The 15,909-nt window shown below is 67.0% G+C and carries 12 protein-coding genes; 9 read left to right on the top strand and 3 right to left on the bottom strand.

The window, feature by feature from the left end; translation table 11 throughout:
* Positions 1-7 precede the first annotated feature (7 nt).
* Both imuA and ACVOKU_RS08195 read right to left on the bottom strand, forming a co-directional pair.
* Complete coding sequence (gene imuA / locus ACVOKU_RS08200) at positions 8-622, bottom strand: translesion DNA synthesis-associated protein ImuA (RefSeq protein WP_053517646.1); 615 nt, start codon at positions 620-622, stop codon at positions 8-10.
* A gap of 211 nt (positions 623-833) precedes the next feature.
* Positions 834-1,268 carry a VOC family protein gene (locus ACVOKU_RS08195; RefSeq protein WP_053517644.1) on the bottom strand — a complete coding sequence of 145 codons (435 nt, stop codon included), beginning with the start codon at positions 1,266-1,268 and terminating at the stop codon, positions 834-836.
* A gap of 334 nt (positions 1,269-1,602) precedes the next feature.
* On the opposite strand from ACVOKU_RS08195, the gene ACVOKU_RS08190 reads away from it, so the two are divergent.
* Positions 1,603-4,398: a beta-glucosidase family protein gene (locus ACVOKU_RS08190; protein WP_481559598.1), complete on the top strand. Its 2,796-nt coding sequence runs from the start codon at positions 1,603-1,605 to the stop codon at positions 4,396-4,398.
* Positions 4,399-4,666: 268 nt separating this feature from the next.
* Complete coding sequence (locus ACVOKU_RS08185) at positions 4,667-6,577, top strand: CocE/NonD family hydrolase (RefSeq protein ID WP_481559597.1); 1,911 nt, start codon at positions 4,667-4,669, stop codon at positions 6,575-6,577.
* A gap of 59 nt (positions 6,578-6,636) precedes the next feature.
* On the opposite strand, the gene ACVOKU_RS08180 is transcribed toward ACVOKU_RS08185, so the two are convergent.
* A complete protein-coding gene (locus ACVOKU_RS08180; RefSeq protein ID WP_459062104.1) occupies positions 6,637-7,728 on the bottom strand; it encodes an alkene reductase in 1,092 nt (363 codons plus the stop codon).
* 172 nt (positions 7,729-7,900) lie between these two features.
* Between ACVOKU_RS08180 and ACVOKU_RS08175 the strand changes: the two genes are divergently transcribed.
* The 7 genes from ACVOKU_RS08175 to ACVOKU_RS08145 all read left to right on the top strand — a co-directional run bounded on the left by ACVOKU_RS08175 (position 7,901) and on the right by ACVOKU_RS08145 (position 15,782).
* Complete coding sequence (locus ACVOKU_RS08175) at positions 7,901-8,659, top strand: SDR family NAD(P)-dependent oxidoreductase (RefSeq protein ID WP_481559596.1); 759 nt, start codon at positions 7,901-7,903, stop codon at positions 8,657-8,659.
* 127 nt (positions 8,660-8,786) lie between these two features.
* Complete coding sequence (locus tag ACVOKU_RS08170; RefSeq protein WP_053517640.1) at positions 8,787-9,236, top strand: MgtC/SapB family protein; 450 nt, start codon at positions 8,787-8,789, stop codon at positions 9,234-9,236.
* A gap of 214 nt (positions 9,237-9,450) precedes the next feature.
* Positions 9,451-11,109 (top strand): L-lactate permease, encoded by a 1,659-nt coding sequence (gene lldP / locus ACVOKU_RS08165; protein ID WP_481559595.1) that lies wholly within the window; start codon positions 9,451-9,453, stop codon positions 11,107-11,109.
* A gap of 71 nt (positions 11,110-11,180) precedes the next feature.
* Positions 11,181-11,945, top strand: coding sequence for a transcriptional regulator LldR (gene lldR / locus ACVOKU_RS08160; RefSeq protein ID WP_481559594.1), 765 nt, complete (start codon positions 11,181-11,183; stop codon positions 11,943-11,945).
* Between the two features lie 4 nt (positions 11,946-11,949).
* Positions 11,950-13,089, top strand: coding sequence for an FMN-dependent L-lactate dehydrogenase LldD (gene lldD, locus ACVOKU_RS08155; protein ID WP_481559593.1), 1,140 nt, complete (start codon positions 11,950-11,952; stop codon positions 13,087-13,089).
* Entirely contained in the window at positions 13,086-14,786 is a 1,701-nt protein-coding gene (dld, locus tag ACVOKU_RS08150) for a D-lactate dehydrogenase (RefSeq protein ID WP_481559592.1), read from the top strand. The genes lldD and dld overlap by 4 nt, the downstream gene beginning before the upstream one ends.
* A 111-nt stretch (positions 14,787-14,897) precedes the next feature.
* Positions 14,898-15,782 carry a hypothetical protein gene (locus ACVOKU_RS08145; RefSeq protein ID WP_481559591.1) on the top strand — a complete coding sequence of 295 codons (885 nt, stop codon included), beginning with the start codon at positions 14,898-14,900 and terminating at the stop codon, positions 15,780-15,782.
* The last annotated feature ends 127 nt before the right edge of the window (positions 15,783-15,909 follow it).

Genomic DNA, 15,909 nt, shown 5'->3' with positions numbered 1-15,909 from the left:
GGCCGCCTCAGTGGGCGATGGCCAGTGGCAGCGGCTGTGCCGGCGGCAATCCGCCACGGCACTTCAGGACCCGGACCTGGCCGTGGTCGAGCTGCAGGCGCAGGCTGGCCGGGGACGGGTTGCGGGCCGCACGCGCCTCGCGGAACACGAAGCCCAGGCACTGGCCACTGTCGGCGGCTACCTGCAGGCGGCGCAGGGCGCGGTCGTCGGCCTGCTGTGGCCAGCACAGCACTGCCGCGCAGGCCGCCGAGCGCAGGCATTGTTCGGTGGCCCACAGCGCCTGCTTCGGCCCGGCCTGGATGATCTGCAGCTGCGCCAGATCCAGCCCGGCCGCGGCCCAGGCCGGCGCATGCGGCCGGTAAGGCGGCGCGACCAGCACGATCGGCCGCTCGCGGCGGCTCAGCTTTGCCAATGCCGGCCAGACCAGCGCCAGTTCGCCTACACCCGGCGCGCCCTGCAGCACCTCGCACAGCCCGCTGGCCGGCCATCCCCCCCCGGGCAGGCGTGCATCCAGGGCGGGGTGGCCACTGGCCAGATGGTCGCTGGCCGGGCCGTGCCGCGCCGGACCGCGCCATAGCTGGCGACCGTCCAGGAGACGGTCGAGGGCAATGACCGCACCCATCAGCCCACCGTCCGGAAACGCGTGGGGGGCTGGCTGAGAGCGACAATAGTTGTCGGAAACGGCTGGCATGGAGCGAGTATCGACAGGCCGGTATCAAGGGCTGAGACCGGACATGCTACTCGCCTTGTGAGTAGAATTACTAATGAATTCGGGAGCCGCGTTTCAGGTTGCTGAAGAGCGGGCGCGGTTCATCGATCAACGTGCCCCGCACTCACCGCCCCTGCGGATCCGGGCGGTGGTGCACGTACTCGACCACGGTGCCATCGGGATGTACCGCATTGAACGCCGCACCGGTCGGGACGATCTGCAGCGGGAAGATGATCTCGGCCCCGGCAGCGATCAGTTTGTCGTGATAGGGCCGGACATCGTCGACCAGCAGGGTGCCCGTGGTCGAGGTGAAGGGTGCCAGTGCGGTCTCGCTGCCTTCGATCAGCAGGAAGGCACCGACCATGGCCAGGCGCAGTCCTGCATCGGGAAACGGAAACCCGGCATCGGCGACCACACCCTGCAGCTGCTCGTAGAACGCCACACTGCGCTCCAGTTCGCCGGGAGCGACGAATACGCGGATCAGCACGCGCGGGCTGCGTTGGCTGGAGGTGTCACAGCGGTCGCGCCAGAGATGGTCGAAGTCGCGATGTACGTTCATGGGCGTGATCCGTGGCCAGGGGCTTCCATTATCGGCAGCGCCGCGCACCCCACTGATGACCGCCGGTGATGGACTGATAACCGGCGTGCAGGGGTTGGCCTGTGCCTTAGGTCCTGTTGACAGGCATGAACGCCCTCGCACAATCTTCACAGGTTGGGCCACGTGCGTGGCCCGGGCAGGCAGGTTGTCACGCCGGGAGGAGGGTCCCGCGCGCAGACCGGTCCGCTCTCCGGCCTGAGGTGTTGCCCGGCAACACCTGTACGGCATGAACGCTGCACCCTTCGGCGGCATTTTCCCTGGACCGATTGCCTTGGCAACGGAATTACGCCCGTCGATGAAAACGTTTACAAAGCCGCTTGCCCTGTCCCTCGCCGTGTCCGCCGCCGTCATCGCGCCGGCGTGGGCCGATCCCGCCGCGTTCACCGTGTTGACCCTGGAGCAGGCGCCGCCGGCCGAAGCGATGCCGGCCCTGGCCACCCAGCTTGAATCCCTGCAGGTGGATGCCGTGAGCGTGCGGCAGGCGCAGCGCAGCATCGACCAGGTCGATCCGCTGCAGCTGCTGGCCGATGGCCTGGGCTACGAATACCGCTTCATCGCCGCCGGGAAGGACGATGGCCGGACCCAGCGCGGTCAGGCCGTGCTGACCCGGCTGCCGATCGCGGCGGAATCCGGCCCGGACCAGCCGGGGCTGAACTACCTGCGCCTGGATGACGGTCGCCACACCGTTGCGGTCTACACCGATGCCGGTGCGGGTGCCCTGCAGTTGCCGGCCCTGGTGTCGCGTTCGCGGCTGGGTGCGCCAGCGGTGCTGCTCGGCGCTGTTGCTGGCGATTCCGCCAAGGCTGCCGGTTTCGATCCGGCGCGGGTGGCCCTGGAAGCCGATGCCAGCTACTTCAGCGATGGCTTCCAGGCCGCCAGCAGTGCGCCGTTCAAGGTTGAGGGCAGCGCCCTGCGCGCGACCCTGCTGACCCTGGCCTATGCCGCCGACAAGGGGGGCGATGCGCCGTGGATGGACACCACCCTCAACGCCGACGCCCGCGCTGCGCTGCTGCTGAAGGCGATGACCGAGGATGAGAAATTCCAGATGCTGCACAGCTACTTCGGGCTGGGCAAGGACGGCGGCCCGCTGCCGGACGGCGCGGTCGGTTCGGCCGGTTTCGTGCCGGGCGTGCCGCGCCTGGGCATTCCCTCGCAGCAGTCGGCCGACGCCGGCGTCGGTGTGACCAACCCCGGCGGCATCCGGCCCGGCGACTTCGCCACCGCCATGCCCTCCGGCCCGTCCACCGCATCGAGCTGGAACCGCGAAGTGGCCTTCGCAGGCGGCGCGACGATGGGCCGCGAGGCCTGGCAGCAGCGTTTCAACATCCTGCTTTCCGGCAGCGTCAACCTGCAGCGCGATCCGCGCAACGGCCGCAACTTCGAGTACGCCGGCGAAGATCCGCTGCTGGCAGGCTCGATGGTCGGCGCGTTGATCCAGGGCGTGCAGAGCCAGCACGTGATCTCCTCAATGAAGCACTTCGCGCTGAACGACATGGAGACCCGCCGCAATTTCCATGACGTGCGCATCGGCGAACAGGCCATGCACGAGTCGGACCTGCTGGCCTTCGAGATCGCGCTGGAGACCGGCCGCCCGGGCGTGGCGATGTGCTCGTACAACAAGATCAACGGTACCTACGGCTGCGAGAACGGCTACCTGATGAACCAGGTGCTGAAGCAGGAATGGAAGTTCCCCGGTTTCGTGATGTCCGACTGGGGTGGCGTGCACAGTGGCTCGAAGGCGGCGCTGGCCGGCCTGGACCAGCAGTCGGCCGGTGAAGTGTTCGACGCGGCGGTGTTCTTCGACGAGCCGCTGCGCCTGGCCGTGCACGGCGGCGTGGTGCCTCAGGCGCGCCTGAACGACATGGTGGCGCGCATCCTGCGCACGATGTTCCTGCACGGCAACTTCGACAACCCGCCGCAGCACCAGAAGGTCGATGCCGAGGCCGGTTTTGCCGTGGCACAGCGCACGGTGGAAGAGGGCAGCGTGCTGCTGCGCAATGAAGGCAACCTGTTGCCGCTGGCCGACAGCGTGAAGCGCATCGTCATCATCGGCGGCCATGCCGACAAGGGCGTGATCGGTGGTGGCGGTTCGTCGATGGTGGGCGTGACCGCCAAGGGCACCAACGCGGTGCCGGGCGTGATGCCGACCACCTGGCCGGGCCCGGTGATGTTCCATCCGTCCTCGCCGCTGGAGGCGCTGCGTGCAGCGCGCCCGGACGCCACCATCGCGTATGTGGACGGCAGCAATGCCGCGGCTGCAGCCAAGGCTGCCGCACAGGCGGATGTCGCCATCGTGTTCGCCACGCAGTGGGCCGCCGAATCGGTGGATCTGCCGGACATGCAGCTGCCGGACAACCAGGATGCGCTGATCTCGGCGGTGGCCAAGGCCAACCCGAAGACCGTGCTGGTGCTGGAAACCAACGGCCCGGTGCGCACGCCGTGGCTGGCGCAGGTGCCGGCGATGCTGCAGGCCTGGTATCCCGGCATCCGCGGTGGCGAGGGCATCGCCGCACTGCTGACCGGCCAGGCCAATCCGTCCGGCCGCCTGCCGGTAACCTGGGTGACGGACGAGTCGCAGCTGCCGCGCCCGCATATCGATGGCCTGGGCTTCAAGCCGGCTAAGCCGTTCGGTGATGTGTTCGATTTCGATATCGAAGGCGCCAACGTCGGCTACAAGTGGATGGCCGCCAAGGGCCTGACTCCGACCTTCGCCTTCGGCCATGGCCTGTCCTACACCTCCTTTGCCTACGACAACCTGAAGGTGAGTGTGGAAGGTTCGCGCCTGGTCGCCAGCGTGGACATCCGCAACACCGGCAAGCGCGCCGGTGCCGACGTGGCCCAGCTGTACCTGAAGCTGCCGGCCGGCAGCAGCACGCCGATCCGGCTGATCGGCTACGACAAGGTGCAGCTGCAGCCGGGCGAGCAGCGCCGCATCCGCATCGAAGCCGAGCCGAAGACCCTGGCCCACTACGATGCGCAGGCCCGCCAGTGGAAGATTGAAGGTGGCACCTACCAGGTGCAGCTGTCGCGCAATGCCGCCGAACCGCTGCAGAGCGCGGACGTGCAACTGGTGGAGCAGGTGCTGCGCTGACACCGCGTGGTACTCACGCTTGCAGACACGGCCCCGCAAGGGGCCGTGTCTGTTTGCGGCCTGCCGCTGCGCTCGCCGGGCATGGCCCGGCGCTACCCCATGACCCGCACGAGCGGTAGCGCCGGGCCATGCCCGGCGAGCGCAGCGGCAGCGGAGGCACATGTGCCATCAGTCCTGCCCGCATCCGCCGCAGAATGCAAAGCCGTCACACCCTTCACAGGGCCGGGCAGGAGTAGGCTGGGCTCTTTCCCGCCGGAAGGGGTTGTCCATGCGTGTGCGTGCCGTTGCAACAGCCATCGCCCTTTGCCTGTCCAGCAGCGTGCTGGCTGCCGATACTCCGCCGATGACCCCGGACATCAGCGGCAAGCCTTTCGTTGCCCCGGATGTGGGGCGCGACTACGACAAGCGCGTGGTGATGGTGCCGATGCGTGATGGCACCAGGCTGTATACGGTGATCGTGGTGCCCAAGGGCGCCCATAACGCGCCGATCCTGCTGACCCGCACGCCCTACGATGCTGCCGGCCGCGCCAACCGCAGTGACTCGCCGCGCATGCGCGACCTGCTGCCACAGGGCGACGAGGTGTTCGTCGACAGCGGTTACATCCGCGTATTCCAGGACATCCGTGGCAAGTACGGCTCCGAAGGCGATTACGTGATGACCCGGCCGCTGCGCGGGCCGTTGAACAACACCAAGGTGGATCACTCCACCGACGCCTGGGACACCATCGACTGGCTGGTGAAGCACGTGCCCGAGAGCAACGGCAAGGTCGGCATGCTGGGCTCGTCCTATGAAGGTTTCACCGTGGTGATGGCGTTGACCGATCCGCATCCGGCGTTGAAGGTGGCGGCACCGCAGAGCCCGATGGTCGATGGCTGGATGGGCGACGACTGGCTCAACTACGGTGCCTTCCGCCAGGTCAACTTCAACTACTTCGCGATGCAGACCGAGAAGCGCGGCAAGGGCACGCCGCTGCCGAGCCTGGGCTATGACGACTACAGCACTTTCCTGCGCATCGGCTCGGCTGGCGACTACGCCCGTTTCACCGGCGTGGACCAGCTGACCTGGTGGAAGAAGCTGGTCGAGCACCCGGCGTATGACGCCTTCTGGCAGGGCCAGGCGCTGGATGCAGTGATGGCCAAGACGCCGTTGAAGGTGCCGACCCTGTGGCTGCAGGGCCTGTGGGACCAGGAGGACATGTGGGGTGCCAACCACGCCTACCAGGCGATGGAAGGGCGCGACAGCGGCAACGACCGCAACTACCTGGTGATGGGCCCGTGGCGCCACAGCCAGGTGAACTACAGCGCCAGCGAACTGGGCGCGCTGAAGTTCGACGGCGATACCGCGCTGCAGTTCCGTCGCGACGTGCTCAAGCCGTTCTTCGACCAGTATCTGGTGGACGGCGCGCCGAAGGCGGACACACCGCCGGTACTGATCTACAACACCGGTGAAAACCACTGGGATCGCCTGAAGGGCTGGCCGCGCAGCTGCGACCAGGGGTGCGCCGCCAGCAGCAAGCCGCTCTATCTGCGTGCCGGCGGCAAGCTGGCGTTCCAGGCGCCAGCGGCGGGCGAGGGCGACTTCGAGGAGTACGTGTCCGACCCGGCCAAGCCCGTGCCGTTCGTGCCGCGCCCGGTGCGTTTCGGCGACCGCGACATGTGGACGACCTGGCTGGTCAAGGATCAGCGTTTCGTCGATGGCCGTCCCGACGTGCTGACCTTCGTCACCGAACCGTTGACCGCGCCACTGCGCATCGGCGGCGCGCCGGTAGTGCACCTGCAGGCGTCCACCAGTGGCACCGACAGCGACTGGGTGGTGAAGCTGATCGATGTGTATCCGGACCAGGAAGCCTCGACGCCGGAGATGGGTAGCTATGAGCTGCCGGTCTCGCTTGCGATCTTCCGCGGCCGCTACCGTGAGAGTTTCAGCGATCCGAAGCCCTTGGCAGCCAACCAGGTACTGCCCTACCGCTTCGACCTGCCCAACGCCAACCACACCTTCCAGAAGGGGCACCGGGTCATGGTGCAGGTGCAGTCGAGCCTGTTCCCGCTGTATGACCGCAACCCGCAGACCTATGTGCCGAACATCTACCTGGCCAAGCCGGGCGACTACCAGAAGGCCACGCAGCGGGTCTGGCACAGCGCGGCGCAGGCCAGCTACATCGATCTGCCGGTGTACTGAAACGGGGCGGGCAACGCCGGGCCTGGCCCGGTCGCGGTGGACCGGGCTTGCACCCGTTGTCAGGCATCCAGTGCCGGGTAGTCGATGTAGCCGTGTTCGCCACCGCCATACAACGTGGCCGGGTCGAGCTCGGCCAACGGCGCACCGCTGCGCAGTCGCGCGACCAGATCCGGGTTGGCAATGAAGGGCCGACCAAACGCGATCATGTCGGCATAGCCGCTGGCAAGGGCCTGCCCGGCACGCTCAGCGTCGTATCCGTTGTTGGCGATCCAGGCGCCACGGAAGCGTGCGCGCAGCGCAGGGTAGTCGAACGGGATGTTGTCCCGATCGCCACCGGTTGCACCTTCGATGACATGGATGAAGGCCAGTCCGTCGATCGTGTCCAGGCGCTCCACTGCACGGTTGAACAGCGGTTGCGGGTTGCTGTCATGGGCATCATTGACCGGCGTGACCGGTGACAGGCGCACGCCGGTGCGGCCGGCGCCGATTGCTTCGGCGACCGCGCTGACCACCTCGAACAGCAGCCGCGTACGGTTCTCGATGCTTCCACCGTAGGCATCGTCCCGATGGTTGCTGCCATCGCGCAGGAACTGGTCGATCAGGTAGCCGTTGGCTGCATGTACCTCGACGCCATCGAAGCCTGCGGCAATGGCATTGCGCGCGGCGATGCGGTAATCCTCGATGAGTTGCGGGATTTCCTCCAGCGCCAATGCGCGCGGCGCGGAGACATCCTCGAATCCATTGGCGGTGAAAGTTTTGCCGTTGGCGCGGAGGGCGCTGGGTGCCACCGGCACTTCGCCTTCCGGCAGCAGGCTGGTGTGGGAGATGCGACCCACATGCCACAGCTGCAGCACGATGCGGCCACCTTCGGCGTGTACCGCGTCGGTGATGGATTTCCACGCAGCGACCTGCTCGGCGCTGTAGATGCCCGGCGTATCAAGGTAGCCCTGGCCCAGAGGGCTGATCTGGGTGGCTTCCGCAATGATCAGGCCGGCACTGGCACGTTGGCGGTAATAGGTGATCGCCAGCGGAGAAGGGACGCGGTCGGGCAGGGCGCGGTTGCGCGTCAGCGGCGCCATGGCGATGCGGTTCGCAGCAGCGATGTCACCCAGGTGAGTGGGCGTGAACAGCAGGGCGTCAGCGGGATTCATTGGAGTTTCCACAGCAGGGGAGGGTGAGGTCGAGCATACGGTCGAACGCGTTGCAGCGATGGGAAGGTTCGTTGCAGCGCCGGGAAGTGGCGCGGCCGTAACACGGCGGGGCGTACCGTGGGCCGCGGGTGGACGCGTGTCCACATCGATTCCCGATAGATGGAGAACACAGATGATCGACTATCAGCTCGGCGGCAAGACGGCGATCGTGACCGGTGGCGTTTCCGGCATCGGCCTGGCCGTGGCCGAACTGCTGGCAGCGTCCGGTGCTGCGGTGTCAGTGTGGGACCTGAAGCAGGACGCGGTGGACGCCACCGTGGAAGCGCTGGCCCGGCGTGGCAGCCGCGCCATCGGCATCGCCCTGGATGTCACGGATGAGGCTGCCGTGGAGGCGGCGGTGCAGCGCACGGTGAAGGAGCTGGGCGGCGTGCACGTCGCGGTCAACAACGCCGGCATCAGCGGCCCGGCGGCGAGCAGCGGCGACTATCCCGTCGATGGCTGGAAGCGGGTGGTCGATGTGAATCTGACCAGTGTATTCCTGTGCCAGCGTGCGCAGATCCAGGCCATGCGCGCGGCCGGGAAGGGCGGGAGCATCATCAACATGGCCTCGATCCTGGGCCAGGTGGGCTATGCCGGTTCGACCGCGTACGTGGCAGCCAAGCATGGTGTGGTCGGCCTGACGCAGACCGCAGCGTGGGAGCATGCCGCCGATGGCATCCGTGTCAATGCGGTGGGGCCGGGCTTCATCGCCACGCCGCTGCTGGAGAAGATGGATCCGAAGGTGCGCGCCACGCTCGAAGACCGCCACGCCTTGAAGCGCCTGGGCAAGGCCGAGGAAGTGGCGGCGCTGGTGGCCTGGCTGGCCAGCGACGATGCCTCGTTCGCGACCGGCGCCTATTACGCGATCGATGGCGGTTATCTGGCGCAGTGATGCGGTGACCGCAGGGACGGTGGTGCCGGGCAGGGCCCGGCGCTACCGGGTGAACGGGCCGTGGTGCGTCCTTCACCGCGATCCGACGGCTGACGCGCAACGCTCCGGGAAACTCCCGGAGACGTCGATGGAACTCAACCAGGATGTATCGATCCTGCTGCGCGTGGCCGCCGCGATGCTGTTCGGTGGCGTGCTCGGTATCGAGCGCGAGATGGGCAAGCATGCGGCGGGCCTGCGCACGCACATGATGATTGCCGGCGCCGCAGCGCTCATCGTGGGCCTCGGCGATTCCGTGGCCGAGCATTTCCAGCAGGAGCGCTACCGCGACCTGCTGCAGGTCGACCCGGTGCGCCTGATCGAAGCGGTGGTGGCCTGCGTCGGCTTCGTTGCCGCAGGCACCATCCTGCGTGGCAGCCGCGAGGACCAGGTCAGCGGGCTGACCACGGCCAGTTCGCTGGTGATGGCCGCCGCCATCGGGATTGCGGTGGGCATCGGCAAGTACGTCATTGCCCTTGGCGTGAGCGTGCTGTGCCTGCTGGTGCTGGCGGTGATGCGACGGTTGGCGGACCGGCTCTAGCGGGGCAGCCCCTTCCAGCTTCTGTCATGCGGCGCTTTATTGGTAATACCAATATGCCCGGTAACTCTATGGTCTAATAGGCTCTTCGTCGAAATGGCGGTTCAATCCGCTTCAAGTGGTCCGATGAATCTGATTATTGGTAATACCAATAATCGTGACCACGGCGTCCCACCGCATGCGGTGGGGAAACATTCCGCCCCCGTCGAGAGCCTCCATGCAGCCCTGGCAACACCTGTACGACCCCGCCGGCAACCTGTGGTTGTCCAGCCTGATCGCGTTGCTGCCGATCGCGTTCTTCTTCGTTGCCCTGGCCGTGCTGCGCATGAAAGGCTGGCTGGCTGGCACGATCACCGTGGCCATCGCACTGGCCGTGGCCCTGCTGTTCTACCGCATGCCGCTGACCCAGGCGTTGGGCGCGGCCGGCTTCGGTTTCGTCTACGGGCTGTGGCCGATCGCCTGGATCATCATCGGCGCGGTGTTCCTGTACAAGGTCTCGGTCAAGACCGGGCAGTTCGACATCATCCGCGCTTCGATCCTGTCGGTGACCGAAGACCAGCGCCTGCAGATGCTGATGGTCGGCTTCGCCTTCGGTGCCTTCCTGGAAGGCGCGGCGGGGTTTGGCGCGCCGGTGGCGATCACCGCAGCGCTGCTGGTCGGGCTGGGCTTCAAGCCGCTGTATGCAGCGGGGCTGTGCCTGATCGTCAATACCGCGCCGGTGGCATTCGGTGCGATGGGCATTCCGATCATCGTGGCGGGACAGGTCACCGGGCTGGATGCCTTCGAGATCGGCCAGATGGCCGGTCGCCAGCTGCCGTTCCTGACCATCATCGTGCTGTTCTGGATCATGGCGATCATGGATGGCTGGCGTGGCGTCAGGGAAACCTGGCCGGCGGTGCTGGTGGCCGGCGGGTCGTTCGCCATTGCCCAGTACCTGACGTCCAACTTCATCGGGCCGGAGCTGCCGGACATCACCGCGTCGCTGGCGTCGCTGGTGTGCCTGACCCTGTTCCTGCGCCGCTGGAAGCCGGTACGGATCTTCCGCTTTGATACCGAAACCAGCGCCGAGGCGGCCGCCCAGGCGCTGGAAGCGCCGCGCTACAGCGTTGGCCAGATCGCCAAGGCGTGGTCGCCGTTCCTGATCCTTACCGCGATGGTCACGCTGTGGAGCATCAAGCCGTTCAAGTCGCTGTTCGCGGCGGGTGGCCCGCTGGAAAGCTGGGTGCTGAAGATCCCGGTGCCGGGCCTGGACCAGATGGTGCAGAAGATGCCACCGATCGTGCCTGCGCCGTTGAGCTACGAGGCGGTCTATAAATTCGACGCGTTCTCGGCCACCGGCACGGCGATCATCCTCGCCGCAGTGATTGCCATCATCGCCCTGCGCATGCCGGCCAAGGCAGCGCTGCAGACCTTCGGCGAGACCGTGCGCGAGCTGCGCACACCGATCTACTCGATCGGCATGGTGCTGGCCTTCGCCTTCATCGCCAACTATTCGGGCCTGTCGGCCACGCTGGCGCTGGCGCTGGCCCACACCGGCAAGGCATTCACCTTCTTCTCGCCGTTCCTGGGCTGGCTGGGCGTGTTCCTGACCGGCTCGGACACGTCCTCCAACGCGCTGTTCTCGGCCCTGCAGGCCACCACTGCGCAGCAGATCGGCGTGTCCGAGGTGCTGCTGGTGGCGGCCAACACCACCGGCGGCGTCACCGGCAAGATGATCTCGCCGCAGTCGATTGCCATCGCCTGCGCCGCGGTCGGCCTGGCCGGCAAGGAATCGGACCTGTTCCGCTTCACCGTAAAGCACAGCCTGATCTTCACCGTGATGGTCGGCCTGATCACCACCGCGCAGGCGTACTGGCTGACCTGCATGATTCCCTGAGCCATGCAGCCGACGACCTATCCGCGCAGCATGGGCCGCACCTGCCAGGCGCTTCGGGCCACAATGGCGCCATGAGCACGCAACGGATTTCAGACAAGGTGGCCGCGCAGCTGCGTGGTCTGGTGCAGGAGCGGCAACTGCAGCCGGGTGACCGACTTCCGGCCGAGCGCGCGCTGGCGGTGCAGCTGGGTGTCTCGCGTACGGCGCTGCGCGAGGCCATCGCGCAGTTGTCCAGCCAGGGCCTGCTGAGCGCACGCGTGGGCGGCGGCACCTACGTGGCAGAGCCGGCCACGCGCGCGCGGCAGGCGCTGGATGAACCCCTGGCTCCGTACCTGCCGTTGTTCCAGGGCGACCCGGAATACCGCTTCGACGTGCTGGAGATCCGTCACGCGCTGGAAGGCGCGACGGCCTGGCATGCAGCGCTGCGTGCCACCGATGAGGATCGGGCGCGCATCGCCCAGGCCTTCCAGACCATGATGGATGCACATGGCAAGGATGATCCTTCCGGCGAGGCGGAGGCCGATGCGGCCTTCCACCTGTCCATCGCCGAAGCGTCGCACAACCTGGTGCTGCTGCAGGTGATGCGTGGCCTGTTCGATCTGCTGCAGACCAACATCTCGCAGAGCCGCGAGAAACTCTATACCTCGGCGAGGACCTTCTCGCCGTTGTCCGACCAGCACCGCGAGATGATGGATGCGGTGCTGGCCGGCGATCCCGAACGCGCTCGCGCCGCTGCGCATGCCCACCTGGAGTTCGTGCACACCACGCTGCGCATACTCGACGACAACGAAGCCCGGCGCGCGCGGGCCTCGCGCCTGCCTTCCCCACACGGTTGACCCCATGATCATCTCCGCCTCCACCGATTACCGCGCCGCAGCCAAACGCCGGCTGCCGCCGTTTCTGTTCCACTACATCGATGGCGGCGCCTATGCCGAGCACACGCTGAAGCGCAACGTTTCGGATCTGTCCGACATCGCACTGCGCCAGCGCGTCCTGCGCAACATGTCCGATCTGAGCCTGGAGACCGAGCTGTTCGGCCAGACGCTGGCGATGCCGCTGGCACTGGCACCGGTCGGCCTCACCGGCATGTATGCACGCCGCGGTGAAGTGCAGGCGGCGCGGGCAGCTGACAGCCGCGGCATTCCGTTCACCCTGTCCACCGTGTCGGTGTGCCCGATCGAGGAAGTCGCCCCGGCGATCCAACGGCCGATGTGGTTCCAGCTGTACGTGCTGCGCGATCGCGGCTTCATGCGCAACGCCCTGGAGCGCGCCCAGGCGGCGGGCGTTACGACGCTTGTGTTCACCGTGGACATGCCGGTACCGGGTGCGCGCTATCGAGACGCGCACTCCGGCATGAGCGGTCCGAATGCTCCGCTGCGCCGCATCGGCCAGGCCATCACCCATCCGCGCTGGGCCTGGGACGTGGGTCTGTTCGGACGTCCGCACGATCTCGGCAACATCTCCACCTATCGCGGCAATCCCACCGGGCTGGAGGACTATATCGGCTGGCTGGGCAGCAACTTCGATCCATCCATTTCGTGGAAGGACCTGGAGTGGATCCGCGAGTTCTGGAAAGGACCGATGGTGATCAAGGGCATCCTCGACCCGGAAGACGCACGCGACGCGGTTGCATTCGGTGCCGATGGCATCGTGGTCTCCAATCACGGGGGACGCCAGCTCGATGGTGTGCTGTCCACCGCACGCGCGCTGCCGGCCATCGCTGACGCGGTACAGGGCGACCTGAAGATCCTCGCCGATTCCGGCATCCGCACCGGACTGGACGTGGTGCGCATGCTGGCGCTGGGCGCTGACACCGTGCTGCTGGGACGTGCCTTCGTCTATGCGCTCGCGGCGCAGGGTGAGGCCGGCGTGGCCAACCTGCTGGACCTGATCGCCAGGGAGATGCGCGTGGCGATGACGTTGACCGGCGCGCACCGCATTGCCGACATCGGCCGTGATTCACTGGTGCGCCTGCCATGACTGACCACGAGGCCATGCTGTCGCAGCTGCGTGCTGCTGTCGGCAGCCGCCATGTGCTGACCCGCGACAAGGCGACCCGCCGCTTCCGCCGGGGCTACCGCTTCGGCGACGGCGCCGTGCTGGCGGTGGTGCGCCCGGGCACGTTGCTGGAATTGTGGCGTGTGCTGCAGGCGGCGGTGCAGGGTGGGGCAGCGATCATCCTGCAGGCCGCCAATACCGGCCTGACCGGCGGCTCGACCCCGGATGGTAATGATTATGGGCGCCCGGTCGTGCTGGTCAGCACCCTGCGCCTGACCGGCATCCAGTTGTTGAACGAAGGCCGCCAGGTGGTGTGTCTGCCGGGCGCCACCCTGGACCGGCTGGAGCAGACGCTGGCGCCGCTGGGGCGCGAGCCGCATTCGGTGATCGGCTCGTCCTGCATCGGCGCCTCGGTGCTGGGCGGCATCTGCAACAACTCCGGCGGTGCGCTGGTGCGGCGTGGCCCCGCCTATACCGAGCTGGCGCTATATGCGCAGGTTGATGCGCAGGGCCGGTTGCAGCTGGTCAACCACCTGGGCATCGCGCTGGGCGATACGCCCGAGCAGATCCTGCAGCGCTTGCAGGCCGGTGACTACGATGCCGCCGATGTCAGCGACGGCGACGGCCGTTCCGCGTCCGACCCGCGCTACGCCGACGAGGTGCGCAGGGTCGATGCCGATACACCGGCGCGCTTCAATGCCGATCCCAGTCGTCACTACGAAGCGGCGGGTTCAGCCGGCAAACTGGCGGTGTTCGCGGTGCGCCTGGATACGTTTGAGAAGGAGCCCGCCGAGGTCTTCTACATCGGCAGCAACCGTACCGGGAGTTTCACCGCCATCCGCCGCCAACTGCTGACCGGCTTCGATCGGCTGCCGATCGCCGGTGAGTACATCCACCGAGACGCCTACGATATCGGCGAGCGCTATGGAAAGGACACATTCCTGCTGATCGACCGGCTCGGGACCGCACGGGTGCCCGCGGCATTCGCACTGAAGAGCAGGGTTGACGGCTGGTTCGAGCGGCTGGGCCTGCGCGGCGTGACCGACCGGGTAATGCAGGTGCTGACCGGCCTGTTGCCCTCGCACCTGCCCCAGCGCATGGGCGAGTTCCGGCAGCGCTACGAGCATCATCTGCTGCTGAAGGTCTCCGCACAGGATGCAGCGGAGACCGAGGCCTGGTTGCAGCAATTCTTCGCCGAGCACGAAGGCGGCTATTTCCACTGCACGGCCGAAGAAGGGCGCAAGGCCTTCCTGCATCGTTTTGCCGTGGCCGGTGCTGCCGTGCGCTATCGCGAGGTGCATCGCCAACAGGTGCAGGACATCGTCGCGCTCGACATCGCATTGCGTCGCGACGACGCAGACTGGTTCGAGCAGCTGCCCGCCGCCATCGAAAGTCGCCTGCTGCACAAACTGTACTACGGCCACTTCCTGTGCCACGTGTTCCACCAGGACTACATTGCACGCAAGGGCGAAGATCCGATGGCGATCGAGCACGCGATGTGGGCACTGCTCGACCGGCGCGGGGCCGAGTATCCGGCCGAGCACAACGTCGGTCACCTGTACCCGGCCAAGCCGGCGCTGGCTGGGTTCTACCGACAGTTGGACCCGAGCAACACCTTCAACCCGGGCATCGGGCAGACTTCGAAGGCCAAGGGCTGGGGTGGCTGCGACTGCGGATGATGTAGACCCGAGCCCGTGCTCGGCTGCTCTTCCCGGCAGGGAGCAGTCGAGCATGGCTCGACTCTACAAGGGCAACGGTTACCATCGGAATCCCAACCGCAGGAGCCGCCCATGCCCCCCCTCGTTGCCCGCACGTCCGTGTGCGCTGCACTACTGGCCGCTCCGCTGCTGGTGTTGGCGCAGGGCTCGATCCTGCCACAGCAGCGCGATGCCGCCGGCAATGTGATGGAGCCGCTGGGGCAGGTGCTGATCACCCAGGAGGCAGGCCCGGCAGGACTTTATGAGTGCACCCGGGACGGCAACTGGTGCGTACGCGTGCAACCGGTGGCCGAAGAGGGGAAGCGGCCCACCGTGCTGGAAGTGCTTGAGAAGGTGCCGGGCCAGGGCAAGCCGCACAGCTACCACGTCCGCATTGACGTGCCGCAGGAAAGCGAACTGAAGCTGTGGCCGTGGATCGTACGCCTGGCACCCGGTGTCGGCGCGGATGAGGACGTGATTGACCCGCAGCCGCGTGCCCGCCAGAACGTACTGGTAGGCGCCACGGTCACCTTCAGCATGATGTACTCCGGCGGTGGTGCAGACGCATCGACGCTGCAGCTGGCACGCGTGCGCCACCTGCAGGATGGCATCCAGGTGGACGATGATGTGCTGACCGTGCCGTGGGTGGGCAACGCGATGATCCGTGCCTGCTTCAGCGAGCAGGACATCAGGCAGCGTGCCGGTGCCTGCCACGATGAGTATGGCTTCTCGGCAAAGCTGGGGCTGGATCCGGCCGTGCAGGGCATGCCGGTGCTTCGTTACCAGACGGTGGCGACCCGCTTCCCCGCAGGTGCATCGCGTTTCGAGGATTCGCTGGCGAAGGGGCCGTTGAAGACGAAGGACCTGCGCACCGAGCAGGACCCGGCGTGCAGCTATTCGCGTCTTTTCCGTTTCAGTGAGGGCCGTTTTCACCCCGACCAGCCACTGCCGGATTGTGCCGGTTATACCGAGCCCTGAGCCCTGTCACGCTGGCCATGCCCGACGCGCGTTCTGTGTAGAGCCGAGCCCCCGCGCGGGGGGGGGGGGGTGGGCCCCGGGCGGGGGCGCGGGTGTACAGGAGCCCCCGCGGGGGGTGAGACCAGCG

It is taken from the genome of Stenotrophomonas sp. STEN147 (assembly GCF_056757995.1).
Note: the sequence above shows the minus strand (reverse complement) of the source record. Positions and strands in the feature narration are given on the sequence as shown.